The 25,312-nt window shown below is 36.1% G+C and carries 19 protein-coding genes; 15 read left to right on the plus strand and 4 right to left on the minus strand.

All coding sequences use genetic code 11. The annotated features are described in order from the left end of the window. Positions 1-273: 273 nt before the first annotated feature. From ACFO5Y_RS11510 to argS, 3 genes are all read left to right on the plus strand, one after another. On the plus strand, positions 274-1,032 hold the full coding sequence (locus ACFO5Y_RS11510; RefSeq protein ID WP_197104135.1) for a class A sortase: 759 nt from the start codon (positions 274-276) through the stop codon (positions 1,030-1,032). 203 nt (positions 1,033-1,235) lie between these two features. Continuing rightward, the gene (locus ACFO5Y_RS11515) at positions 1,236-5,123 is read left to right on the plus strand and encodes a SpaA isopeptide-forming pilin-related protein (RefSeq protein WP_197104134.1); all 3,888 of its coding nucleotides are present in this window, start codon (positions 1,236-1,238) and stop codon (positions 5,121-5,123) included. 324 nt (positions 5,124-5,447) lie between these two features. Next, entirely contained in the window at positions 5,448-7,139 is a 1,692-nt protein-coding gene (gene argS, locus ACFO5Y_RS11520; protein ID WP_197104133.1) for an arginine--tRNA ligase, read from the plus strand. 53 nt (positions 7,140-7,192) lie between these two features. Here argS and ACFO5Y_RS11525 read toward each other — a convergent pair whose 3' ends face one another. Further along, on the minus strand, positions 7,193-7,519 hold the full coding sequence (locus tag ACFO5Y_RS11525; protein WP_197104132.1) for a branched-chain amino acid transporter permease: 327 nt from the start codon (positions 7,517-7,519) through the stop codon (positions 7,193-7,195). Then, the gene (locus tag ACFO5Y_RS11530; protein WP_197104131.1) at positions 7,516-8,202 is read right to left on the minus strand and encodes an AzlC family ABC transporter permease; all 687 of its coding nucleotides are present in this window, start codon (positions 8,200-8,202) and stop codon (positions 7,516-7,518) included. The genes ACFO5Y_RS11525 and ACFO5Y_RS11530 overlap by 4 nt, the downstream gene beginning before the upstream one ends. Positions 8,203-8,346: 144 nt before the next feature. Between ACFO5Y_RS11530 and ACFO5Y_RS11535 the strand changes: the two genes are divergently transcribed. The 3 genes from ACFO5Y_RS11535 (at position 8,347) to ACFO5Y_RS11545 (ending at position 10,678) form a co-directional block, all read left to right on the plus strand. Then, positions 8,347-9,357 carry an alpha/beta hydrolase gene (locus tag ACFO5Y_RS11535; protein ID WP_197104130.1) on the plus strand — a complete coding sequence of 337 codons (1,011 nt, stop codon included), beginning with the start codon at positions 8,347-8,349 and terminating at the stop codon, positions 9,355-9,357. Between the two features lie 115 nt (positions 9,358-9,472). After that, positions 9,473-10,324: a Cof-type HAD-IIB family hydrolase gene (locus ACFO5Y_RS11540; protein ID WP_197104129.1), complete on the plus strand. Its 852-nt coding sequence runs from the start codon at positions 9,473-9,475 to the stop codon at positions 10,322-10,324. Between the two features lie 18 nt (positions 10,325-10,342). Continuing rightward, positions 10,343-10,678 (plus strand): hypothetical protein, encoded by a 336-nt coding sequence (locus ACFO5Y_RS11545; RefSeq protein WP_197104128.1) that lies wholly within the window; start codon positions 10,343-10,345, stop codon positions 10,676-10,678. 41 nt (positions 10,679-10,719) lie between these two features. On the opposite strand, the gene ACFO5Y_RS11550 is transcribed toward ACFO5Y_RS11545, so the two are convergent. Then, on the minus strand, positions 10,720-11,742 hold the full coding sequence (locus ACFO5Y_RS11550; protein WP_197104127.1) for an LTA glycolipid anchor biosynthesis glycosyltransferase, IagA/BgsA family: 1,023 nt from the start codon (positions 11,740-11,742) through the stop codon (positions 10,720-10,722). A gap of 198 nt (positions 11,743-11,940) precedes the next feature. On the opposite strand from ACFO5Y_RS11550, the gene ACFO5Y_RS11555 reads away from it, so the two are divergent. The 6 genes from ACFO5Y_RS11555 to ACFO5Y_RS11580 all read left to right on the plus strand — a co-directional run bounded on the left by ACFO5Y_RS11555 (position 11,941) and on the right by ACFO5Y_RS11580 (position 21,953). Continuing rightward, the gene (locus tag ACFO5Y_RS11555; protein ID WP_138404336.1) at positions 11,941-12,150 is read left to right on the plus strand and encodes a CsbD family protein; all 210 of its coding nucleotides are present in this window, start codon (positions 11,941-11,943) and stop codon (positions 12,148-12,150) included. 171 nt (positions 12,151-12,321) lie between these two features. After that, positions 12,322-13,497, plus strand: coding sequence for a hypothetical protein (locus ACFO5Y_RS11560; protein ID WP_138404335.1), 1,176 nt, complete (start codon positions 12,322-12,324; stop codon positions 13,495-13,497). Positions 13,498-13,521: 24 nt separating this feature from the next. Next, complete coding sequence (locus tag ACFO5Y_RS11565; protein WP_138404334.1) at positions 13,522-14,715, plus strand: class I SAM-dependent rRNA methyltransferase; 1,194 nt, start codon at positions 13,522-13,524, stop codon at positions 14,713-14,715. A 15-nt stretch (positions 14,716-14,730) separates the two neighbouring features. Beyond that, positions 14,731-15,432 (plus strand): ABC transporter ATP-binding protein, encoded by a 702-nt coding sequence (locus ACFO5Y_RS11570; RefSeq protein WP_197104126.1) that lies wholly within the window; start codon positions 14,731-14,733, stop codon positions 15,430-15,432. Between the two features lie 25 nt (positions 15,433-15,457). After that, entirely contained in the window at positions 15,458-19,822 is a 4,365-nt protein-coding gene (locus ACFO5Y_RS11575; RefSeq protein WP_197104125.1) for an ABC transporter permease, read from the plus strand. Positions 19,823-20,066: 244 nt separating this feature from the next. After that, positions 20,067-21,953 carry a serine hydrolase gene (locus ACFO5Y_RS11580; protein ID WP_197104184.1) on the plus strand — a complete coding sequence of 629 codons (1,887 nt, stop codon included), beginning with the start codon at positions 20,067-20,069 and terminating at the stop codon, positions 21,951-21,953. A 73-nt stretch (positions 21,954-22,026) separates the two neighbouring features. On the opposite strand, the gene ACFO5Y_RS11585 is transcribed toward ACFO5Y_RS11580, so the two are convergent. Further along, entirely contained in the window at positions 22,027-22,536 is a 510-nt protein-coding gene (locus ACFO5Y_RS11585) for an FUSC family protein (protein WP_197104124.1), read from the minus strand. 127 nt (positions 22,537-22,663) lie between these two features. On the opposite strand from ACFO5Y_RS11585, the gene ACFO5Y_RS11590 reads away from it, so the two are divergent. The 3 genes from ACFO5Y_RS11590 (at position 22,664) to ACFO5Y_RS11600 (ending at position 25,142) form a co-directional block, all read left to right on the plus strand. Then, the gene (locus ACFO5Y_RS11590) at positions 22,664-23,191 is read left to right on the plus strand and encodes a hypothetical protein (RefSeq protein ID WP_138404329.1); all 528 of its coding nucleotides are present in this window, start codon (positions 22,664-22,666) and stop codon (positions 23,189-23,191) included. A gap of 12 nt (positions 23,192-23,203) precedes the next feature. Then, positions 23,204-23,917 carry a glycoside hydrolase family 73 protein gene (locus ACFO5Y_RS11595; protein WP_138404328.1) on the plus strand — a complete coding sequence of 238 codons (714 nt, stop codon included), beginning with the start codon at positions 23,204-23,206 and terminating at the stop codon, positions 23,915-23,917. Between the two features lie 94 nt (positions 23,918-24,011). After that, a complete protein-coding gene (locus ACFO5Y_RS11600; protein ID WP_197104123.1) occupies positions 24,012-25,142 on the plus strand; it encodes an ATP-grasp domain-containing protein in 1,131 nt (376 codons plus the stop codon). Positions 25,143-25,312: the final 170 nt, after the last annotated feature.

The following is a 25,312-nucleotide window of genomic DNA, read 5'->3' on the forward strand; positions in this document are numbered from 1 at the left end:
GTACCAGTAGCTTAATTACTACTTATCGATGTTGATACTGACGAGGACAATTCCCCTAGTTACTCCCTTATGAACAATTATTATCACTATTATAAAAGATTACAAAAAAATTATCAAACTAAATCTTCGTTAATTATGAAGTTTTTTCTAATAATGTTTGCTTTTTTATTAAATTAACGCATTTTCCCTACAATATCATTTAAAGAAGTGTTATTATAACTTCGATATATGATACGTGTTTTTTAATATATATAAAATTTTGGAGGTAAGTAGATGAGTGGTAATAGAGAGCCCAAGACAAGACGTGAAGCGAGAAGAAGTAGAAAGAAAGAGCGTAAGCGTGGCGGTGGGTTACGGATGTTCTTTGGTATCCTGTTAATTTTAGTAGCAGTTGGATTGCTAGCATTAGATCCAATTAAAAGCTACATAATTGAACAAGGAAGTACTCAAAACGCGGTTGGTAATTTAACACGTGAACAAATTGAGACAAACCAAAGTGTAGACGTAACGTATGATTGGGGAGATATTAATACCTTAAATGCTCGAGAAGTTATAGCAAGTGGTGTGAATCCAAGTGATTTACCTACGATTGGTGGAATCGCAATGCCTGAATTAGGAATGAACTTACCAATTAATAAAGGTGTATCAAATGAAGGTATGTTCTATGGTGCAGGGACGCTCTATCCTGATCAAGAGATGGGAGTATCCAACTATTCATTAGCAAGTCACTACTCAATTAATGATGGATTGTTATTTGAACCTTTAATACGTGCTGAAATTGGTCAAACAATTTACTTAACTGACTTAGAGAATATTTATGTTTATCAAGTAGATTATATAGAAACTGTTCCAGCAACTGCAGTAGAAGTTACTTATCCTACTGAAGAAGGCCGTGTAACATTAATTACATGTGATCCGGGCTTAATAGACCGTCTTATCGTTCAAGGGGCACTTGTTGACACCGTTAGTGTCGATGATGCTTCTCCAGAAATGTTACAAGCGTTTGATATTGCACAAACAATTACAAGTTAAGTATAATATAGTCGAACCGTATTTACTTATAGAGTAGATGCGGTTCTTTTTTTAACCGGCATGATTATTTATGAATAATTAATGAATTAACTGAGAAAGATTGCTTTTAAATTATGATGTTTTTTGTACTTTAACCTATATAAAAGTGCTTTATGGTAAATTTAATATATAGTTATTACAAATATATTTAGGAGGTAAGAAAGATGAAGATGAAGAAGATGAAGTATATAACAGCTTTATTTATGATTATGTCTTCTTTTGTGGGTCTGTTCGTAGGCTTACAACCCGTCAATGCACAGGAGAATGCGGTCACATCAGTCACTGTAGATGCTCAAGTGTATTTAGCAATGTATGGCGGTGAGCCGACACAACAAACTCAAATCAGTTATGACATAATTCAAACTGATCCAGATACGGGTGAAGGGACACTCGTTTATAGTTATCGTTCTAATGAACCAAATACTGAACCATTGATGTTAACACCAGGTAATTATAAATTCAGATTGTATGATGGCGGTAATTTCCAACGTGACGGACAAGAATTAATTCCAGCACGCGTAGAACAAACCCATCCAACAACAACTGATCAAGATATTCTAAAAGAATTAAGCCAAACCGGTGATTTAATACCATGGGGGGATGGTACTGTAGTATTAGATGTGCCATTCAAGATTGAATTAGGAGATAACTTATTAAATGAAGCAACTAACCACTATGAGACGGAATTAGTTGTCACGATAGCGGATCAGCAATCGATTGCAACACTTCCAGAGAATCCAGATGAACCGGATACACCAGGTGAAGAAGTACCTGAAGAACCGGGTACATTAATGGTTCAAGTTATTGGTAGTGATGGCTCATTAGTAGCGAACACTGTGCTTAGTGTAAATGGTGAAGAGTTTACAACAAATGCGCAAGGTCTCCTTCAAGTTGACAATGTTCCAGCTGGAGAGGTCCAAGTAGAAGTACTTTCTGTACCGGAAGCTTATTCAATGGAAGGCATCACAATGCCGACAGAACCGATTACGGTAGTGAGTCAAGAAGCAACAAGTGTTGAAATATCTGTTGAACGCATTCCAGAAACTCCAGAAGCAAACACAGTAACTTTAACTGTTCTGGATGAAGAATCAGTGCCGGTTTCTAATGTTTCGATGACATTGAATGATCGTGAAATTTATACAGATGTTAACGGTCAAGTGGTATTCTCAGAAGTACCCGTAGGAGAAGCAACTTATACAATTAATAGTGTTCCTGAAGGATATAGCCTAGAACAAACGACAGGAACAGTTGTTGTTGATCCAACCACTCCCACAGAAGCAACGATTACTTTATCAACAGATGTCAATACAAACAACATTGAATTTGTGGTAACAAATGAAGCTTTTGGACCCATTAATGGAGTGGAAATTCAAATCGCTGACAGTGTTTATACTACAACTGAAACAGGCCGAGTGGAAACTGAAGCCTTACCAGTTGGCGGTTACTCATATGATGTAATTTCAGCTCCAGAAGGATTTGAAATACCTGTAACAGGAAGTGTAAACGTAGTTGAATCTGCACCTACTGAAGAAGCAATTGTCTTACCAACATCAGTAGCTTATGGTTCATTATTAGTTAATGTTGTTGATGATGTACAGCAACCAATTATTGGTGCAGAACTTACATTAGGTGAGCAAACTGCAATCACAGATGGTAGCGGGCAAGTCGTATTTGAAGATTTAGAAGCAAATCAATCTTATAACTACTCTGTTACGGCTTTACCAGAAGGTTATGTCTTAGATGGAGAAGATGAAGTAAGAACGATTACAATTAATCCAGACCAACAAGTTGAAGATACACTGGTCATTGCGCAAGCAGAACAGGTTGGTAGTGCTGTATTTACAGTGGTTGATGAAGCTAGCCAACCCGTTGAAAATGTTGAAATCCAATTAGGCAATGAAACTGCCACAACAAACCCAAGCGGTGTGGCTGAATTTACTGACATTGGACCGGGTACTTTTAACTATACGGTGACAAATTTACCAGAACAATATGAAACACCGGCGGAAGGTCAACTAACAATTGTTGTCAATGAAGAAGCAACACAAGAAATTAATCTAAGTAAAGTTGAGCAATTTGGGAATGTAACATTTAATGTTGTGGATCAAAATAACGAACCCGTTGATGGCGCTCAAATCACACTGAATGATAATACTTATCCATCAAATTCAAGTGGACAAGTGATTATTGAAGGATTAAACGCAAATCAAACATACAACTATACTTTAGCAAGCTTACCAGAAAATTATACTGGTCAAGTATCTGGCACAGTGATAATTGAAGCGAATAATCATATTGAAGAGACTGTTACTGTAGAAAGAGAACTTGCACCCGGACAAATAACGATTACAGTCATGGATCAAAACGACCAAGCTGTGTCTGGTGCCCAAGTACAGTTGAATGAAGATCAAACAGAAACAACCAATGCCGAAGGTCAAGTTGTATTTGATGAACTGGCAGAAGGTACTTACGAATATGTTATTAGTGAGTTACCAGAAAATTATGAACATAATATCGCTTCTCAAAGTGTTTATATCGCTGAAGGAGCAACAGAAGCTCGAACTCTACAAGTTCAACATAATGTCCAACCGGGAACAGTCATCTTTAATGTAACTGATCAAGATAATTCTCCAGTAGAAGGAGCGGTTATTTCAATCAATGACACAACGATTACAACGAATGATGAAGGAACGGCAACAATTTCGGATATTGAACCCAATACGTACACTTATTCAATCACAGAATTACCAGAAGGATATATTGGTAATGCTAGTGGAGAAGTGACTGTCAATGAATCAGAAATAACAACTGCAGCAATGAGCGTTGAAAGAGAAGTCGAATTATCAACGGCTGATATTAAAGTAGTTGATCAAAACGGGGATGCTGTTGAAGGTGCAAGCCTTGCCTTTGGTGGCTTAACTGGAACAACGAACTCTGAAGGTATCGCTCATTTTGAAAGCCTTGAACCAGGTCGTTACAATTATTCTGTAACGAGTACACCAAATGGTTACTATAATAATTCAGAAGAACAAGTGACTGAGCTTGAAGAAGGTTCAGCTTTTGAATCAGAGATTATTATTGAAAAATTACCAGAAACTGGTTCAGTAACAATTCAAATTAGAGATAATAATAATCAACCTGTCGCAGGTGTTGATATTAGAATTGATCATGAAACATATACAACAGATAATAACGGGGAAGTGACCGTAGATAACTTAGAAGCTGGTTCTTACCCATATGAAATTATCAATGTACCTGAAGGTTTTGAAATCGAAGAATTAACAGGTGAATTTGGGATTGTAGCGAATGAAACAATTACCGTTAGCCCAAGCGCAACTGCTCAAGAATCTTCAAGTTCTGAGGAGTCAAGTTCACAAGAATCGAGTTCAGAACAATCAAGCTCGCAAGAATCAAGTAGCGAGTCTTCTAGTCAGTCACAATCATCAAGTGTGATTGTTGATGAGTCGCAAAGCTTAACACCTGCTGAGCAAGCAAGTATTGATGAAGAAGCTTCACAAGCGACAAGACAATTTATTGATGCTGAAACAGGTATAGAAGTTTGGGTAAACCCACAAGACGCAATGAAAGTTTCAAGCATTCACGTTGATACTTTAGATAGTGCAGCAACTTTAGAAAATGCAGATGCAGATATTTACACAATTACTTTATTGGATGAGAATAACGAAGCAGTTCAATTAACTCGAATTGCCGAGATTAAAATTCCAACACGTCCTGTTAATTCGCAATTACGAGTGGTTCGTGTAAACGATAGCAACAATTCAAACTTAACATTTGCATTACATAACCAAAGAATTACCTTCAGAACTCAACAATTAGGTACATTCGGTATTGTGTATAATGCAGAACAAGCGTCTATCTCACAAGAAGAATCTGTGGAAGTGACAGTCGAATCAAGTGTAGAAGAGAATGATGATGACCTACCAAATACCGGTGAAACGTCAACAAAAGGAATTTTATTCTTAGGCGTTTTAGTATTACTAAGCGGAGTATATTTAGTCTTTACTCGTAATAAATCAACAAATAAGCATTAAAGTGTAGACGAACATCATATATTTTGGTAGAATAATTGCGGTTTAGGAGACAGTTAACCCTTGAAAGAGAGTAGATAACTTATCTCTATACAGCAAGCTGGGATGTTGAGAGCCAGTCAGAGATACCTATCGAAGCGCACTTTCATCGTACAACTAGATACTCTAGTTCGGAGGAAACTTCGTTATCAATACAAGAGCATGAATGTTAGTGATTCATGGAACTAGAGTGGTACCGCGTATAAGTTAACGCCTCTAGAGAGACATTTAATTATGTCTTTCTTGAGGTGTTTTATTTTGAGTTTTATTATAGGAGGAATATAAACAATGGATATCAAACAAATATATGTAGATGCTTTAACACCAATTGTTGGTGAGCATTTAAGCAAAGAAGAAATTACCAAATTAATTGAAGTACCAAATAATACCGAACATGGGGATTTAGCTTTCCCTGCTTTCGCATTAGCTAGAGTATTCCGTAAAGCGCCTCAACAAATTGCGAGTGATATCGCTGAGCAAATAAGTATGGATAACTTCGAGAGCGTTGAAGCTGTAGGTCCTTATATTAATGTCTTTCTTAAACGTGAAAATGTCGCTAACGAACTGGTTACACAAGTTCTAAATGAAGGCGAAGACTATGGAGATTTAAATATTGGTCACGGCGAAGCAATGACGATTGATATGTCATCACCTAATATTGCTAAACCAATGTCTATGGGACACTTAAGATCAACAGTTATCGGTAATTCAATCGCTAACTTAGCTGAGAAAACGGGTTACAACCCAATTCGTATTAACCACCTAGGTGACTGGGGTACTCAATTTGGTAAATTAATCGTTGCTTACGAAAAATGGGGCGATGAAGAACAAGTTAGAAAAGATCCTATCAATGAACTTGTTAAACTATATGTTGAGTTCCATGAAAGAGCAGAAGAAAATCCAGAATTAGATGACGAAGCCAGAGCGGTATTCAAACGATTAGAAGATGGCGATCAAGAAATGATCGAACTTTGGACTTGGTTCAAAGACGAATCATTAAAAGAATTCCAAAAAGTATATGATATGTTAAATATCGAATTCGACTCATACAATGGGGAAGCCTTCTATAATGATAAAATGCAAGCTGTTATCGAAGAATTAGAAAGTAAAAACATAACTAAAATTGACCAAGGTGCAACCATCGTTGACCTTGAAGAAGAAAACTTACCACCTGCCTTAATTAAAAAATCAGATGGTGCCACACTTTACGTGACGCGTGACTTAGCAGCAGCCATCTACCGTTACAACACTTATAACTTTGCTAAAAATGTTTATGTAGTTGGGAATGAACAAAGTGTTCACTTTAAACAACTAAAAGCTGTTTTAGACAAATTAGGTTATGAATGGTATAAAGATATGACTCACGTACCATTTGGTTTAATTACTTTAAACGGTAAGAAACTATCAACACGTAAAGGTAAAATTGTCTTACTAGAACAAGTATTGAATGATGCGATCACTTTAGCAACTGAACAAATCAATGAGAAAAATCCTGATTTAGCGAATAAAGAAGAAGTGGCTCATCAAGTCGGTGTTGGAGCGGTAGTATTCCACGATCTTAAAACAGACCGTATGAATAACTTTGACTTTAACTTAAAAGATATTGTTCAATTTGAAGGAGAAACAGGTCCTTATGTACAATATACTTACGCACGTTCAATGAGTATGATTCGTAAATACGACAAAGAAATTTCAAAAGACACAACTGTAAATCTTAACGATGCATACAGTTGGGAAGTTATTAAGAAAATCGCTGACTACTCACGTATCGTAGAAAATGCCATTGAACGCTTTGAACCTTCTTTAGTTGCTAAATATGTTATCCAATTAGCTCAACAATTCAATAAATACTATGCAAATGTGCGTATCTTAAACGATGATGACCAATTAGAATCACGTATGGCTTTAGTTAAAGCTGTTACGATTGTGATTAAAGACGCATTAAATCTTTTAGGTGTTGAAGCACCTGAAGAAATGTAATATAGAAAAGTAATAGACCTGACTTAGCCAAAACTAAGTCAGGTCTATTTTTGTTAAAAGATACTTTGTATAAGAAACATATAAATAACGGTTCCAACTAAAATACTTAAGATTGTATTTCGTTTCCAATAATGAATAATGACAATAGATAGAGAAGCAATCACTTCAGGGATAGCATAAGGATAAGTGAGGACAGGTGTATTTCTCAACGCGAATACAATAATCAAGCCCATGGCAGCAGTGGGTAATACAGAACCTAAATAAATAATTGCCTTAGGTGGTTGAGAACCGGCCGGAAAAATAATAAAAGTTATAAAACGGGTCAGCATCGTAAGACCCGCAATTATAGCAAATGTAATCCAAAGTTGGGTTTGTGTCATTGACGAGCCACCCCCTTCTTATTAAAGCGGTATAAGAAGAAGCCAACGATAAATACCATCGCAGGAATCATAAAATTGTTTGCACCAAATAGTACTAAGCAAAGCAAACCAGATAAGATTCCAACAAGGGCAGGAACTTTACTAGAACTATTTAACCATTGATCAACAAAGATAGTAATAAATAGTGCAGTTAGAACAAAATCAATCCCTTCAAGATTAATTGTAATCATACTTCCTAAGAGGACGCCAATAACGGTTCCAGAAACCCAATACATTTGATTGAGTAAAGTAATGAAGAAATACACCCAATCTCGACTGAGATTTTCCGGGATATCAATAGAAACAAGCACCGAGAAAGTCTCATCAGTTAAACCAAAGATGGTATAGTATTTTTTTGAATCTAGTTTACTAAACTTTGTAAGCATCGCAATTCCATAAAAGATATGTCTAGCACCTACCATCAACGTAAGTATGATTGCATTAATTGGATTAAAAGATGCTAAAAACACATCAATAGCAGCATACTGAATCGCACCTGAGTATATAATCACACTCATTAAAATAGCAAATAATGGTGAGAAACCTTGACTCACGGCCAATAAACCAAAGGGTATCCCTAAAAAGATATAGCCCGCCATAATTGGGATAGTATGGGGGAAAGCAAATTTAAATGCTTCTTTCATTAAAGCCCTCCTAAATTAAAATAATTAAATATAGTCTAATTATTTTCTCATAAATAGTCAAGTTAGTAAACATAATCATAATGTTTATCAATAAACAAACAGTTTGGTACAATAATGAGACAAGAATAAAAAGGAGGAGTATGGTTGCAAGAGAAAAATTCAACACTAAAGAAATTATCGATCGCAGGCCTCACTGTTGCTGGTGGAATTCTATTAGCAACTAAACTGTTTCCCAAGTATAAAAATCAGTCCCTTTCAAGTTGGTTAATTGAACGAGGTTTATTTGTCTATGGAATGAAAGAAGAACAGCGAAAGCTATTCGAACAACAAAACCGCATTGATGACTTCATTGAGTGGAATACTAAGCCCCAAATAAAACCAGATATTATGGTGGGACATAAAGTGGAAGAAAGCTATCATGGCCCGATGCAAGTTTTTTCATGGAATAAGAAAAAGGACAAGCAACCCATTATATTTTACTTACACGGAGGCGGCTATGCCTTTCCACCTTATCCAACCCATTACTTTTTCTTGCGTTCAGTCGTAAGAAAGACAAATGCCCAAGTGATTTTCCCACAATATTTAAAAACACCGAAATACTCGTATAAAGAGTCTGTGCCTTATGTCTTAACATTGTATAAACAAATGCTTAAAGAGAATGTGAATGACAATCCAATCATCTTGATGGGAGATTCATCAGGTGGGGGAATGGCACTAGGATTAGCCGATGCTTTAAGAGAAGAAGGTATCCAACAACCGGATGAGATCATCGCCATATCACCATGGTTAGATATTACGAACGAGAATCCAGAAATTCCAGATTTAGAGCCATTGGATCCGATGATCAGTCAAATTGGCTTGAATCTAGCAAGTGAGTATTGGATAGGCAAAGACGGTCGGATAGATGATCCTTTAGTGAGTCCAATGCTTATTAATGGGCGAGATTTAGGACGTATTACGTTATTTGTTGGGACGCATGAAGTTTTTTATCCAGACATTATTCAATTTGCGAACCGTTTAAAAGAGAATAACATTGAGCATGATTTATATATTGCTGAGAAGATGAATCACATCTATCCCGTGTACCCGACGCCAGAAGGCGAAGAAGCACGACAAATCATTAGCGCTATCATTAATAAAACTCTAGAAAAATAAGAAGGCCAGTATTAGTTGGAAAGGTTTACATCGTTTTTAAAAGTAAATCTATTTAAAACCAGTGACTAAATATGATACTATAAATACGAAATGGACATCTTATAAGGAGTTTATAATGACTGTAAAATTAATTGTAATTGACTTAGATGAAACACTGTTGAGAAAAGACAAGAGCTACGACGTCGAACGTTTTAATCATGCACTTCAAACGCTAAAAGACCGAGATGTATTGGTTTGTATAGCAACTGGGAACAGTTATCACAAAATTATTGACTACTTCTCGCAAGAAGATCAAAAAGACTTATACTTTGCTTGTGATAATGGGAATTTTATTGTGAAAAATGATGAAGAGTTATCAACAACGACTGTGGATAGAGAGACCCTTTATAACATCGCAGCTTTTGTTGATGAATTTGAAGGTTTCCATATTATGGTAAACACTGGAAATCAAGCCTACTTTAGAGAAACAGAAGGCGAAGCCTTTGATCACATTTCTCAATATAATAATGCTTTAGCCTATATTGAAAAGTTTGAAGATTTACCTGAAGGAGAAAATCCTACCAAACTAGCCATTTATTCAACGCATTCACTTGATCGAAACAAAACAATGACACGTATTTTGAGAGAAAGATATGAAGATATTGATTCGGTAACAAGTGGTGACGGTTGGCTAGATGTATACTCAAAAGATGGCGGTAAAGGAAGTGCTGTAAGAAAATTACAGGCAAAATACAATATTAAAAAAGAAGATACAATGGCATTTGGCGATAGCTTAAATGATGAAAGCATGATGGTAGAATCCCACTACAATATTGCAATGGGCAATGCCGATCACGATTTGTTGTTATCGACAACCTACCAAATTGGAACAAATGAAGATTCTTCTGTGATAAACTTACTAGAGGAACTTCTTTCAAATGATTCTATGGAATTTATGAATAATCACTTAATTCATAAGAAAAGATAGAAAGGTCAGTGCAGCGAGTTGGCAAAAAAGAGAAGACAAAAAGGTAAAAAAACTGAGCAAGAAGACTTAGTAAAAGTAGATATATTCTACATTCCTGAAGCACAAGCTGAGATGTATCAAGTATTACGCGATGCAATCGCAACGGATGTCGAAGAGATATTAGAAAGTACTTATCATCACGTGGATCGAGTGTTCGACGAAGATGAAGGTGAGGCAGTTGCTGCATTTGATGAAAATAACAATGAGCAAGCGCGTTTATATCTAAACCCGACAAACATCTCTCAAGGGCAAACAGCGAGAGATAAGGGGCAATTGGATAAATTCTTGGATACACATTTAATTAAGAAAGCATAAAAAACTGAAGTAAATGAACGGCAATAAGCCATTCATCTACTTCAGTTTTTTTCTTCCTCGAGTTTAATTTCGATGGCTTTTTGGTAGACGTCTTTTAATTGCTTGCCAATTTCGATGAGATTTCTCTCTTTAGCAACCTCATAGGCAGCTTCACCTAAGGGAGGTAAGTCATTTAATCTAAATTGTTCGATTAATCGTTCGAAATCATCAATGTCTTTTCCTTTATAGACATGTTTCTTGTCAATAAGCCAATCATCAAACACTGGGATATCCCGAACAATAAAGTTTGCTTTTGTTGCACAAGCCTCTAAAGCAGGAATTCCTTCCGTTTCTTCCATCGTTGGAAATAAGAATAAATCAGATCCTTGTAAAGCGAGTATGATAGAATCATTAGGAACATAACCAGAGAATCGGAGATTTGGTAAGTCTGTTTGAATCGCTTGTTTAATATTGTCAGGCACAAGCTTTAAATCAGTATAACCAAACCAAATAAATTGAACATGTGGCATACGTTTGGCTAATTCCACGAAATCCAGAATCCCTTTTCGTTCCAAATACAAACCAATACCCATAACGATAAAGTCATCAGGTTCATAATTGAACTCTTCAAGAAACACATCTCTGGCATTATCAACGTGATCGAAACGGCGCAAATCAATCCCATTTGATACACTCACAATTTCTCGTCCGATATCATACGATTCAAGTAACTTTTTTGCGTAAGGTGTAGGTGCGATGAGTATATCACCTTGACGATAAGCTTGAATCAACCATTGTTTAAACAATGGAGAGACTTGGTTAGAAAAGATGAATGAATTTCGAAAATCCTCCTCAGTTGAGTGAGCATGGTAAACGACAGGGATGCCACTATGCCCTAACTTATATGCGACATAATATGATTTTGGGAAATACGTATTAATATGAAGCACGTCAAACGTATCATTTATGTCAGTTGTATATTCTATATTATTTAAAGAAAGAGCTTCTTTTTGGTGTTGAATGGCTTTACCTAAGCCAGATTTATTAATTTGTTTCAAGTTTTCGCTATATAGTAATACTTTCATAATACACCCCTTTAACTAAATTTAGTTTAGAACATGAAAGGCTTTTTAGCAAGTATTACTGTCGTCATTATTTTATTTCTTTTATTATCAAAATAATGATAGTCATAACCGGAAAAAAAGCCTATTAATTGACAATAGCACTGCTTTTTCAATAAAATATAAGAATAAAGAAATAATAAAAATTTGGAGGGGAAAAATATGTCAGAAGATAAAAAAGATCAAGTTGTAGGAAAAACAAAAGAAGTTACAGGTAAAGTAACTGGCGATAAAAAACGTGAAACAGAAGGAAAAGCACAAAAAAATAGCGGTAAAGCTAAAGAAGCACTAGATGACGTTAAAGATACTGTCAAAGGTGCGGTAGACGGCGTGAAAGATGCCTTCGATAACGACGATAAAGATAGAAGATAGTTAATTGTTTCTTGCGATTTAAATGCATACATTTTTAGTGTCTAAAACTAAAAGTGTATGCTTTTTTAATGTAAGCGTAGTAGCTGATAATAAAGAAGATAAAATTCATACTCAGTTCGAAATAATATGCTAATATATGAAGCGGAGTAAAAAGGTCAGGAGCGAATAATTATGCGTCAATTAAAGAAATTATTGTTATCTCTGAGTCTCATTTCATTCATTAATTATCCAATACAGTTTGCCCAAGCATCTGAAGATGAAGAAATGCAAGAAGAGCTCGCTATACGAGAAGAAGTTGATCAAGATTTTAAGCAAGTATTAGATAAATTAGAAGCATCAGATAAATATAAAATCACTTTGCGATATATGAATGTTGATTCGAACAAATTACTTGCTGAAGGTGAGATTCTTGCTGATTCTATCAGTGGGGATGCAAGATTAACATTTGATATTTATGAATATGGACAAGACAATACACAATCAGTCTCAACTTATGACATCGTTTCTTATCGTGAATTTTCTTTAGCTTACATTAATACAATCAATTTATTAACGGATACGGGATTTTTTGAGCAAACGTATTTTCCTCAAAATGTTCAAAACCAACTAAATGAATTCAATAATTACTACATTGCAATTAATCAAGATGAGTTAGGTTCGATTAATATGAATGAAGAGTTAATCGATAATTTATTATACTTTCCAGATTTATCTCAAATAGAGGATATCTCTACGGATGATATCTATCAATTAAATGATAGCACGATTATTGATATGGAAAGACTTGAGATTCCACGTGGATTCTATCAAAATGCGGGCAGTTTCAGTTTGAATTATAGTTTAAATGTGGATATTAACGAAAGTGATGATCGACACATTTCTTATGATGTTATTCCGAATCAACAATTTAATATCACTGAAAACTCACGAGGACTAACATTTCAGTCAACATTGTCTTCACAAATTACAGATGACTTAATATCTTCGAGAAGATTGGATAATCGAGAGTTTCCAGCTGATTATCAGTGGGAAAGTAATATTAGTACAAATCACGTGACAGATAAATTAACCAAAGCAACTATTAGTATAAATCCTGAGGTAGGTAGTTATAACGCAACATTAACAGGTCTTTATGAACAATTTATGCTGAATATATTCAGTAATAAAACAGCAGATATCGAATCTTTTAATTATCGTTTAGAATTATCCATGACACCATCAGAAGAAAAGATACCAGAAATAAATGAATTGAATAAAATGACAATGAGTGAATTTTCATATTTGATGGAATCAGTGTTAACCGCTGAGAATCAACGTTATGACAACGACACACAGTTATTAAATTAAAAGAGAAAGAATAAGGTGTTCAAAATGGCAGAATATAAATTAAGAGAACTTGCGACAAAGCGAATTAAACAAGGTGGAAAGTTAGTTAAAGCAAAGGATTTCCAAAACGAAGATAAAGCGAAACACTTTATTGAAGGAGATGTCGTAATCTTAAATGATTTTGACAATCAATTCTTAGGGAAAATGTTAGTTGGACGCCAAAATAAAGGTGTTGGCTGGTTAATTACCACTTATCAAGATGAATATTGGAACGACAGTTTAGTCTATTATGTCTTAGAAGAAGCTTTTGAAGAACGCGAAGCATTCTTTAATAGTACAGAAACGACTGCTTTCCGTTTATTTAACGGTGAAGGGGACGGAATTGGTGGGGTGACCATTGATTGGTACGACCACTACGTTCAAATTAATTGGTATTCTAAAGGGATTTATGAATACCGTCATTGGTTCTTTGAAGCAATAAAACAATTATTACCTGAAGTTAAGGGAGTTTATGAGACGCTCCGCTTCCAAACAGATGATTTAGAACCCATTCAATTAGTCAGTGGCGCCGAAGCACCGGATCCATTAGTCGTTAAAGAGAATAATCTTAACTATGCTGTGCATTTAGGTGAAAGTTGGATGACAGGAATCTTTTTAGACCAAAGAGACGTGCGTGATTTTATTAAGACGCAAGCGAATGGGATGTCTGTATTGAATATCTTTAGTTATACAGGGGCATTCTCGGTTGCCGCAGCAGTTGGTGGAAGCGACCATACAGTGAGTGTTGATGTAGCCAACCGCAGCATTGAATTAACAACAGAACAGTTTGCGTTAAATGATATCAAAGTTGAAGATTCTAAACATGAGATTCGTGTGATGGATGTCTTTAATTATTTAGATTACGCAGCCAAAAATGACATTACGTTTGATTTAATTGTTAGTGATCCTCCAAGCTTCGCTCGAACTAAAAAGAAAATGTTCAGAGTCGAAGAAGACTATTCAAACTTAGCAAAACAATTATTTAAATTAACAAATCCAAATGGGATGACGATATTAAGTACCAACCATAGTGGTTATGCTTTAGAAGATTTCCGAGATGATATGGTTGCGGCAACGCAAGAGTTGAACGGAACTTATTATTTAATCCAACAATTCAATCTTCCAGAAGACTTTCCAACAAGTCCAGATGAAGAAAGTAGTTACCTCAAGGTGTTGGTATTTTATCGCGAAGATGAGTAATAGAGGTGAGATTAGATGAGTTATATTGAACTAAATGATGTAGTAAAAGAGTATAAAAGCGGTGAGGTTGTCACTCGCGCAAATGATGGTGTAACATTTACAATCGAATCAGGCGAATTTGCCGTAATATTAGGTCCTTCAGGAGCCGGTAAATCAACAACTTTAAATATATTAGGTGGAATGGATAAAGCGACATCAGGTGACGTTATTATTGCTGATAATGATATTAGTGATTATTCAGACAAAGAATTAACAACATTCCGTAGAAATAACATTGGCTTTGTCTTCCAAAACTATAATCTTGTGCCAAACTTAACCGCTAAAGAAAACGTCGAGTTATCGATTCAAATATCTAATAGTGATGCGGATGTGATGGATGTCCTTAAGCAATGTGGGTTAGACCACCGAGCGGATAACTTCCCAGCTCAACTTTCAGGTGGAGAACAACAACGTGTATCTATTGCTCGCGCTATTGCCAGCAAACCAAAATTGTTATTAGCCGATGAACCTACGGGGGCATTAGACTACGAGACAGGTAAGCAAATTCTTAAACTATTGCAAGATACAAGCCGTAATACCGATACAACCATTGTTGTTATTACTCATAATACAACAATTTCAGAGATGGCAGATCGGGTAATAAAGATTAGAAACGGGAAAGTAGACGATATTGTTATCAATGATGCACCCCTAAAAGTAGATGAAATAAAATGGTAATTAGTATTAAGAAGGGGGGAATACTATGAATTCTGCTTTATGGAAAGATAATTTAAGAGAAATAAAAGAATCGATCCCTCGCTTTATCTCAATATTTGCCATCATTACCTTAGGTGTTTCTTTCTTCGTCGGAATTCGGTCCGCAGGGCCATCCATGGTAAGAACTGCTCGAGAAGTATATCAAGAGAATAATATGCCAGATGGACATATATTATCGACAGTTGGTCTTAACGAGACAGATATTGATTTGTTAGATAACCAGGATGGTGTCACTATCTTACCAATGCAGTCCATTAATGCTGTTGTCAGTCCTGGTGAAGAAAACGCGAAGATATTCACCTATAACGGTGATGAGAGTACAAATTTCTTCAAGATTTTTGAAGGACGAATGGTTGAAGATACGGATGAGATTGTCCTCGATACAAAATATCTAGAAACACTTAATGCACAAATGGATTCACCTATCCAAATAGGTGATCGAATTACACTAGATAATTCGGACAGTGCTGGTTTCACATTGGAGACGGAAGAGTTCGAAGTGGTCGGCTTTGCTCGTAATCCACTTTATATAGAAAGAATGACACGAAGCGGATCGGCTAATGTCTTTGGAATTATTAGTGATCAAGCAGTGAGTGGAGATTTATACTCTGAAGCATATTATTGGGTAGATGATGCGAGAGAATACGAAGCCTATACACCAGAATATAATCAAATTGTCGATCAGACTGTGGCTTCATTTGAAGAAGACTTAGAAGGTAGACCTGAAGTACGAATTGTGGAGCTGCAAGATGAAATTGCGACTTCCATCGATGAAGGGGAAACTGAAGTGGCTGATGGTTACCAAACATTAGAAGATGCTCGTGAAGCTTTAGAAGATGCTCAAGCAACTTTATCAGAGGGGCATCAAGAAATATTCGAAGGCCAAAGAACACTTAATCAAGGGATTGCTGACATCGAAAGCGGAGAAGAAGAACTGAATGATGGAATCAAAGAGTATCAACAAGGTCGGTTAGAACTTGCGGATGCACGGGCACAACTGAATTATAATGAAAAAACTTATGAAGAAGGCTTGGCCCAATATGAAGAAGGACTGGCGACCTTTAATGAAGAAATCGCATCTGCTCAGTCACAATTAACGGATGCACAAGCACAGTTAGATCAAGCAGCATCGCAAGCTCAAGCAGGTTATTCACAATTGGTTGAAGGCCAAGCGGCACTTGATGCCGGTTATAGTCAATTGGCTGCCGGAAGACAAGAATTGCTAGACCAATTAAGTCTTGCTACAAACGATCAGATACCACCAGAGCAATTGTTAGCTGCAATTGAAGATCAGATTGATGTTATTAACGGCTTCCTTCAAGTTCTTGAGCAATCGGATACCGGAACAAATCCGGATATTGTATCTTGGATTAATTCATTAAATATTGAACGAGATATCTTAAGAGAGAATCTTCAAGAGCTCACAGGTATAGTCAATGAATTAGGTGAGGCTGAAGAGCTAGAGCAAACGTTAGCTGATTTGGAACTTTCGACAGAACAAATCACTTTACTAGAACAACTTGTTGGAACTGAATTGAGCCCAGCAACTTCAATTGATGATGTTCTACAATTATTAAATAATCGGATAGCTGAGTTAGAGACTCAAACAGAAACATTCCCAGAGAACCCTTCTGGAAGTGAGAATGAACTTATCAATAAAATTGCTGAACTACGTGAATTAGAACAGCAATTAACAAACATCGAAACGGAATTAAACCAACTCCAAACAGAATACAATAATATTGGAGATATTTCGGGACTTATTGCACGAAGAGATGAATTGTTAACTCAGAATGAGTCTTATAATCAACAAATGGCTGAATTATCACAAGCAATCAGTGCATTAGAATCACAATTACAAAATCCAGAATTAACTGAAGCGGAATCCATTCAAATTGAAAGTGATATACAAACACAAAGAAATGAATTGAATGAATTTAGCACTTTACTTCAACAAAATAACTCAGAACTGGCAGAGTTGAATCAACAAATTGAACGATTCAATTCTTTAGAAGCTCAAATTGAAGAGCTTAATAGTCAGCTCAGTCAAACGGAAGCGGCTCTGACGACTGCGCAAGCTGAATTAGATCAACTTCTCGAAGATGGTGGTTTAAATGAACTACCTCCGGAATTGGACTTAGGTCAAATTCAATCTGAATTGACTCAATTAGTTGAGGTAGTGAATATGTTGCAAACGGGACAAGCGACACTCGATGAACAAAGTTCTGTTTTAGCAGCCGGTTGGAATGAATATTATGCTGGCTTGAGTCAATTAGAAGCAGCGCAAAGTACGATTAACCAAGGTTGGACTGAGCTGAATGCTCAAATTGCGGCAGGTCAAAGTGAGTTAGATACAGCTTATGCTGCAATCACTGAAGGCCGACAAGCCTTAGATGAAGGTATTTCGCAGTTTAACGAAGGACAAGCGAGTCTTGTTGATGGTAAACGGGTGATTGATGAGTCTTACAATACTCTTATTGCAGGGCGAAGAGAACTTGAAACAGGGCGTGAAGATGTTCTAGCTGGTCGAATGGAATTGATGCAAGGTGACGCTGAGTATAACTTAAATCGTTATGAATTTATCTCAGAAGAAGAGGATGCCTTAGAAGATTTAGAACAGGCTGAAGTAGATATTGCTGATGCTAAAGAATCTCTAAACGATTTAGAAGTGCCAACCTATGTAGTGGAAAACCGCGGAAGTTCAAGTGCATATCAAAGTTTAAATGATAATGCTGAACAACTAAATGTCATTTCTAATATATTTCCAGTATTTTTCTTTGCGATAGCCATCTTAGTAACGTTCACAACAATTAAACGTATGGCAAGTGAACAAAGAAATTACATGGGAACAATGAAACAACTAGGGTATAACAACGGAACGATTATTCAGAAGTTCGTTGTCTATGCCGGTATTGCCGGAATATTAGGTACAATTGTTGGGTTAATCATTGGTTATGTAGTCTTTCCAGGTGTCATCTTAAACGCATATAATATGTTGTATTACTTTGATGCTCCTGAGATTGAAATCTTATGGGGATGGAATATTCTTGCAGCTGTCATAGCCTTGGCGACAGCTTTATTCCCAGCGATCTATACACCACTTAAAATGTTGCGCACCCAACCGGCCAATCTATTACAACCAGAACCACCGAAATCAGGTAAGAAATTATTCCTTGAACGTGTGCCAAGTATTTGGAATCGATTATCATTTAATGCCAAAATGACAGTGCGAAATCTACTAAGATACAAAGGACGTAACTCGATGACTCTTATTGGAGTCGCAGGGTGTACGATGTTAATCGTAACAGGTTTCGGTATTAGTAATACAATTTCTGGTGTTGTGGATGGTCAGTTTAATCAACTCCAAACATATGATGGAATGGTTTACCTTAATGAAGATTTAGAAGAATCTGAAATTGAAGACATGAATCAGTCACTCACAGAGATGGATGGCGTAGAGGGTTATATGCCAGCGCTACTTGAAACGTATGATGCAGAATTGGAAGATGGTCAGACACAATCCGTTACTGTAACAGTTCCTCTAGGTGATTTAGAATCGTTCTCAGACTACGTTACATTACGCGAAAGAGGCCAGGAACCAATTCCAAATGCCATCGTAGATAAAGGTCCATTTATTACGGAAAGAATGGGTGAGTTACTGAATTTATCAGAAAACGACTCATTTACCTTAGAAAATGAAGACTTTGAAGAGTTTACTGTAGAAGATTTTACCGTTGTAGAAAACTACGCTTCTCACTACCTCTATGTTAATCCTGAACAATATGAAAGTATATTTGGGGAAGAACCAAGTCAAAATGCTTACTTAGTTCACTACACAGAAGGTGTCAGTCAAAAAGAAACTGAAGAAGCAATCATGGACAATGATAATGTCTTAACGACTGTCGATTTGAATACACTTGCTGAAAGTATCGCAGATCAAATGGGAAGTTTAGATTTAATTACATTAGTTCTAATTATCTCAGCAGCTTCATTAGCCTTTGTCGTTCTGTATAACTTAACGAATATTAATGTTGCTGAACGAATTCGAGAACTGTCTACCATTAAAGTACTTGGTTTCTACGACCGAGAAGTAAGTATGTATATCTTTAACGAGGTATTAGTACTAACCGTCTTAGGTAGCTTAGTTGGTTTAGTGCTCGGAACAATCTTAAATACTTATTTATTAAAAACAATGCAAATGATGGACGTCTTGTTCCATCCAAGTGTTTCAATAGGCGGTTACATCGCTTCATTCTTCATATCCTTAGCATTCTCTGCAATAGTCATGGTGGCTATGCACTTTAAACTGAAAAAAATCGATATGGTTGAAGCACTTAAAGGTGTAGATTAATAACAAAATATTTTCCAAAAAACTTTCAATGAATTCTAAGTTAATTGACTTTAGAATCGTTGGGAGTTTTTATTTTGAAATAAAAATAATTTGCTTGTTAGAAGAATGTTACAAAACTAATATATATATGGAAAGACAACAGGTTACAGAATTTATCCTCAAGTTTGTAACTGACAAACTGACACATTCTATGCTACAATAGAAAGCACAAGAGGAATGACAACATTTCTAGGAGGTAGAGTTAATGCAGTGTCCAAATTGTGGTAGAAACGTAAGAAGTAAAAATCAATGTGCCTATTGTGGGCATGTCTTCAATAAACAAGAAGTAGCAGAATTAAAAGAAGAATCACGTAATGAAGACGTAGTACAAGAAACACCGCGTCGTTCTAGTGGAGGATTCAGTCGTGTGTTATGGGGAATTATTAAATTAGTTCTTGCCGTAGCTATTGTTTTCTTAGCCTTTTTATATGGCCCACGAATTATTAATCAAGTTGTAGATTATTTCCAGACGTCTGATACAGAAGTTGTTCAAAATACACCTGAAGAACCTGTAACGGAAGCGCCTGTTACTGAGGAATCTGAAGGGGAAGAACCTTCTGAAGATACACAAGATTCTGAATCAGAAACAGAAGATTCAGCTGCAACAAGCGAAACTGAAGAATCAACTGAGTCATCTGAATCAGAAGAAGAAAGTAACGCTGACGGTCAATTATCTATTGTGAATCAAGAAGTAAACTTAGATGAATACCCATTAACGAATGTCGCACTTGAGTTTAATGAGTCATTAGATAATGTGGATAGTACTACATTTAACTTTACTATCGATGCTAATGGAGAAACAGTAGAACTTGAAGATGATTATTCATTAGTTAAAGATGGCCAAACACTAACAATCAGCTTTAACGATCCTTCTGTAGCAGTACTTTCTACAGATGCTCAAGAACAAGTACTTAACGTTGAATCTGAATCATTAGGTGTAAGTGAAAGTATTTCTTATGAAGTACCTACATCTTCATTAGATACAGAACAAGCTGAATTCTTTAACTCAACGATTACAGATAACTTAGCGTCTATTGGCGATGTATCAGCAGTTGTTTATCCGCAAGATGCTGAAGTGCCATATGTTTATGATGACCAAAGCGTTGAAGCAGACGCATTAATTTCATGGTTTGTCTTAGGCTTTACATTCAATGCGATTGAAGACGGTGAATTAACACTTGAAGATCCAGTCGTAGTGTCATCTGATTTAGTAGCTGAAAATGACGAAGGGATTGTAGCAACTGCTGAAGAAGGCACAGAATTTACGATTCAAGAATTATTATCAGCAGTCGTTGAAGCAAATGACGTGTCAGCAATGAATCATTTAATTCAAGAAACAGGTGGACCAAACGCCTTTAACTTATGGTTAAATGAATCAAATTACTTCTCAACGCGAGTAACACAAATGTTAACAATGCAAGAATCAGGGCAAGTGACTGGTGCAGTAACAAGCGCACAAGATATTGCTCAATTACTTAATAAATTAGCACACAATGAATTAGTATCAGAAGAAGCAGATGCAACAATTAAAGAATTATTATTAAATACACCAGTGACAGCAAAATATCCTGAAGGTCAAATTGCTGGATATCAAACGCGTTACGAAATTGCATCAGCTGATACAAACACTGCACAACAAAACTATGCAGGAATTGTTGAATTAGAAGACACTTACTATATTACTGTCATTCTAACTTCTAACTTCACGAGTGCTGAAGAGGTTGTCCCAGCCATTTCAACTTCTATTTCTGACATTGTGACTTACTTTGAAACTGGGCAAACACCAGAAGAAGTAGCCGAAGAAGAAGCGGCTGCTCAAGCAGAGGAAGAAGCAGAAGCACAAGCCCAAGCAGAAGCAGAGTCATTAGCTGCTGAAGAAGCGGCTCAATCTCAAGTGAATGTTGTTGATGAATCGACACCAGAAACAGGTACAGTGGGAGAAGATGGAAGAACGTATTCAAACCAATATGTTGATAACATCGGATCTTACGTGAACTTACCTGAAGAAACAGTTTATGACGAAACAACTGGAGAAACTAGACCAGCTGAATGGTTCTTCGATGAATCAGACGGAAGATACTATTACCGTTAATTAAATACTAAAAACCGCCTAGGTATTATCTGATATAGATAACGCCTAGGCGGTTTTGTATTGTTATCAAGTCTTAAGAATCTTGTTTACGGTTTGGAAGGGTTCGGTTCACAGCAATGGCAACACCCGTTCCAAACACTGTATCTAAAATCCGGCTAATACTATAAACAAGCCAAGTGTCTTCAGGTGTACCTAAGTATACAACTAAAAATGTTGCCGTCGAATTAATAATACTTTGCTTATTACCAAATAAAGTGCAAAAATTAAGCACTAATAGGACTCCTAAACCTCCAGAAACTGAAGTATAAATATCATTATTCAGTATAGGAAAATTCCGTCTTAAAAAAATTAAAGTTGTAGCAATTAACACGCCAATGGTGTTACCAAAGATACGGTATTTTGCATATTTATAAGTGTCTGTCATATTCTCACGTATGGCAAACACAGCTGATAGAGCGGCCAAAGTTGCATGTCCTAAATTAAAGACTGAGTATACGATAATAATTAAAGAAACTGAGACAGCACTTTTTCTTGCTCGCCAACCGAGCGACAATCTATCTTTAAATGATTTGTTCTCTTCCATCAATGAATCCTTTCGATTTTTTCTAAACCTAATAGTATCAAATATTATAAATTTGTCTATAAATCATTTGGATATATCACGTATAGGGTGTATAATATAATTAAAAATACACGTAAAGGGTGATATTATGAATCCAGCATTAATTCAAATCGTAGTTCAAGTTATTCGTGAAAAGTATATGAGTGAGAAAGCATTTTACACTGAAAAACTAGGTATCTCCCCACAAAGTTGGGATCGTTGGAAGAAAGGTGAACAAGGTCTTAAATACGATAATGTTCAAATTCTATCAACGTTATTCACAGATTATGAGTGGATGCTTGTGCAAAAGGTTGTAAGAACCACAGAAATCATGCCAGAAGTTGTGAACAATCCAGTCAAAGAGTATAATTTCTTAAAATACCAAATCGCCAAAAAATGGGTTAATAATGGGATTGCACGCTTAGAATGGCATCAGAGTGATGAGAACACGGAAGAAAGTGTAAGAAAATCAAACATGGTTATTCTACAATTGATTGTTGATTATAATTTATGGGGTTATAATGATATTATTGAATTGAGATTACCGGGAATTATTCGCCAACAAATTGGACATGACGAGGTAAAACTTTTACAATGGTTTGTGGATGAAAGTGAGAAGTTACAAGAAAGCGAATAAAAGTGAGGCATTATGGCCAAAAAGAAGAAGAGAAAATTATTTAAATTTAAAAAACGTCCCACTCGACGTAAAAAACGCAAAACAAATTACAAACAAGCATGGAATCGATTTAAAACCGATTTTCTACAAAAGATTGGGATATTATCCATCTTTTTTGTAATTTTTACTTTATTAAGTGGGATAGTTATTTATCGATGGGTTGATACGGCAAACCAAAGGCACGGTGAATTGATGCAACGTGAAGTTGATTATGAACAACGAATCGGCTTTATCGAATCGATTGTACCAATTTCACAAAGACTTCAAAGACAATATGGTGTCTTAGCCAGTGTTTCAATGGCTCAAGCAGCTTTAGAAAGTGATTTTGGCCGGAGTCAGCTTGGGGCAGAGTATAATAATCTTTACGGTGTCAAAACGGACGCCACTGATCCAGATGGCGTAGATTTTCAAACGTTAGAATATTTTGATGATGAATGGGTTGAAATTACCGACCGATTTAAAGTTTATCCGAGTTGGGAAGCTTCGATGGAAGGGCATGCCATTCTAATCAATGAGGGTACCTCTTGGGACCCAACGTTTTATCAAGCGGTTCTCAACGGTGATAACTATGTAGAACAAGCGAATGGTTTGCAGGAATCAGGATACGCAACGGATCCTACTTATGCCGATAAGATTATCGAAATGATTGAAACATATGAATTGAATCAGTATGATCAACCAATCTAATTAGAAAAATACTAATTTATCAGTGCTAGAAATTGTATGATGTGTTATTATTATAGGTGCATTTAAATATACAATATTGAAGGGAGTAGACAGGATGGCGCAAAGACATTATCCAGGTGAGACATTAGGAATTATTGGCTCATCAATTTCTGCAGCTGTCTTGGCTCAAGCAGCAGGTAAATTAGGTTATCGAGTTGCTAGTTTGGTAACATCTGAGAATAATCCAGTGAGACAATTTGCAACGTGGCAAACAGTTACCGAATCATATAATGAGCAAGTCTTAAATTATTTTAGTGAACGGGTAGATGTCGTAACGGTTGAAATGGGTATTCTATCGAATAGAGAATTTCAATTATTGGCAGCACAAACGGATTTAACTTTATCAGAGGATTTAATTGCCATTACGACAGACCGATTGATCGAGAAGGCCTATTTAGATTCTAATAAGTGTTTGGTTGCGCCATTCTCAATGGTTACTAATTTAACAGATTTAAAAGAAGCAGTTGAATATATTGGATTCCCATGTATTTTAAAATCAACGCAACGCCATGTTGATAATGCCAATGATCATATTATCTTGTATGGTGAAGAGGATTATGATGAAGCAAGTGCAAAACTAGAAGCGACCACATGTATTTTAGAGGCATGGATTCCAACTGAGAAAAAAGCTAGCGTGACAGTTATACGTAACGAGCGCGGTGAAATTTTAATTTATCCTATATTTGAAGTACGCGAACAAGGAGATTTGCTTGGAAGACAAGTGCGTTTCCCAGCACAAATATCTAAACCAGTAGAACTTGAGATGAACCGTTTAGCGCAATTATTAGCAGAATCATTAAATTTAGTGGGTTCATTGACGTTGAAGATGTTAATCACTTCAGCGGGAGTTGTTTATATAAATGAAGCAAGTATCGGTTTATCTGATGAAGCCATGTTTACGATTGGATCAATGAGTATTTCTCATTATGAGGCGGCAGCGAGAGCCATTTTAGGCTTACCATTGCCAACATTGCATCTTAAGAGTAGAGCAGCGATTGCCTTACCGGCAACCGTATTGAATGAAGAGAATCTATTAACCCAACTCATGTTAAGAACGGATTGGGGCTTTGCTCTGTTTAACCCTATAAATAATGACTCTAAACGTTTGATTGGACAAGTAATTGTGACAGGAGATTCCTTATCAGAGTGCGAACGCCAAATTCAAATTACAGAATTAACTGAATAAAAAATTAAATGTCCTTCTTGAGCCACAAACTCAAGGAGGTATTTTTTTAATGAAAGCGATAAAAAGTATTAGGTTATTTGTGACAAAGGAAAGTCCTATCAGTCACAGAAAAATCATCAAATGTTTGTTAGGACTATACACTGATTTTTGATATAATCTACTATGTATGA

The sequence above is a fragment of the Ruoffia tabacinasalis genome (assembly GCF_042652985.1).
Classification (GTDB): domain Bacteria; phylum Bacillota; class Bacilli; order Lactobacillales; family Aerococcaceae; genus Ruoffia; species Ruoffia tabacinasalis.

Bases quoted from the DNA above. Each gene is read 5' to 3' on its own strand.
- ACFO5Y_RS11600 (WP_197104123.1), top strand. From the start codon at position 24,012: ATGGCGCAAAGACATTATCCAGGTGAGACATTAGGAATTATTGGCTCA.
- ACFO5Y_RS11575 (WP_197104125.1), top strand. From the start codon at position 15,458: ATGAATTCTGCTTTATGGAAAGATAATTTAAGAGAAATAAAAGAATCG.
- ACFO5Y_RS11525 (WP_197104132.1), bottom strand. From the start codon at position 7,519: ATGACACAAACCCAACTTTGGATTACATTTGCTATAATTGCGGGTCTT.
- ACFO5Y_RS11560 (WP_138404335.1), top strand. From the start codon at position 12,322: ATGCGTCAATTAAAGAAATTATTGTTATCTCTGAGTCTCATTTCATTC.
- ACFO5Y_RS11555 (WP_138404336.1), top strand. From the start codon at position 11,941: ATGTCAGAAGATAAAAAAGATCAAGTTGTAGGAAAAACAAAAGAAGTT.
- ACFO5Y_RS11540 (WP_197104129.1), top strand. From the start codon at position 9,473: ATGACTGTAAAATTAATTGTAATTGACTTAGATGAAACACTGTTGAGA.
- ACFO5Y_RS11515 (WP_197104134.1), top strand. From the start codon at position 1,236: ATGAAGATGAAGAAGATGAAGTATATAACAGCTTTATTTATGATTATG.
- ACFO5Y_RS11530 (WP_197104131.1), bottom strand. From the start codon at position 8,202: ATGAAAGAAGCATTTAAATTTGCTTTCCCCCATACTATCCCAATTATG.
- ACFO5Y_RS11585 (WP_197104124.1), bottom strand. From the start codon at position 22,536: ATGGAAGAGAACAAATCATTTAAAGATAGATTGTCGCTCGGTTGGCGA.
- ACFO5Y_RS11590 (WP_138404329.1), top strand. From the start codon at position 22,664: ATGAATCCAGCATTAATTCAAATCGTAGTTCAAGTTATTCGTGAAAAG.
- ACFO5Y_RS11595 (WP_138404328.1), top strand. From the start codon at position 23,204: ATGGCCAAAAAGAAGAAGAGAAAATTATTTAAATTTAAAAAACGTCCC.
- ACFO5Y_RS11565 (WP_138404334.1), top strand. From the start codon at position 13,522: ATGGCAGAATATAAATTAAGAGAACTTGCGACAAAGCGAATTAAACAA.
- ACFO5Y_RS11580 (WP_197104184.1), top strand. From the start codon at position 20,067: ATGCAGTGTCCAAATTGTGGTAGAAACGTAAGAAGTAAAAATCAATGT.
- ACFO5Y_RS11570 (WP_197104126.1), top strand. From the start codon at position 14,731: ATGAGTTATATTGAACTAAATGATGTAGTAAAAGAGTATAAAAGCGGT.
- ACFO5Y_RS11550 (WP_197104127.1), bottom strand. From the start codon at position 11,742: ATGAAAGTATTACTATATAGCGAAAACTTGAAACAAATTAATAAATCT.
- argS (WP_197104133.1), top strand. From the start codon at position 5,448: ATGGATATCAAACAAATATATGTAGATGCTTTAACACCAATTGTTGGT.
- ACFO5Y_RS11510 (WP_197104135.1), top strand. From the start codon at position 274: ATGAGTGGTAATAGAGAGCCCAAGACAAGACGTGAAGCGAGAAGAAGT.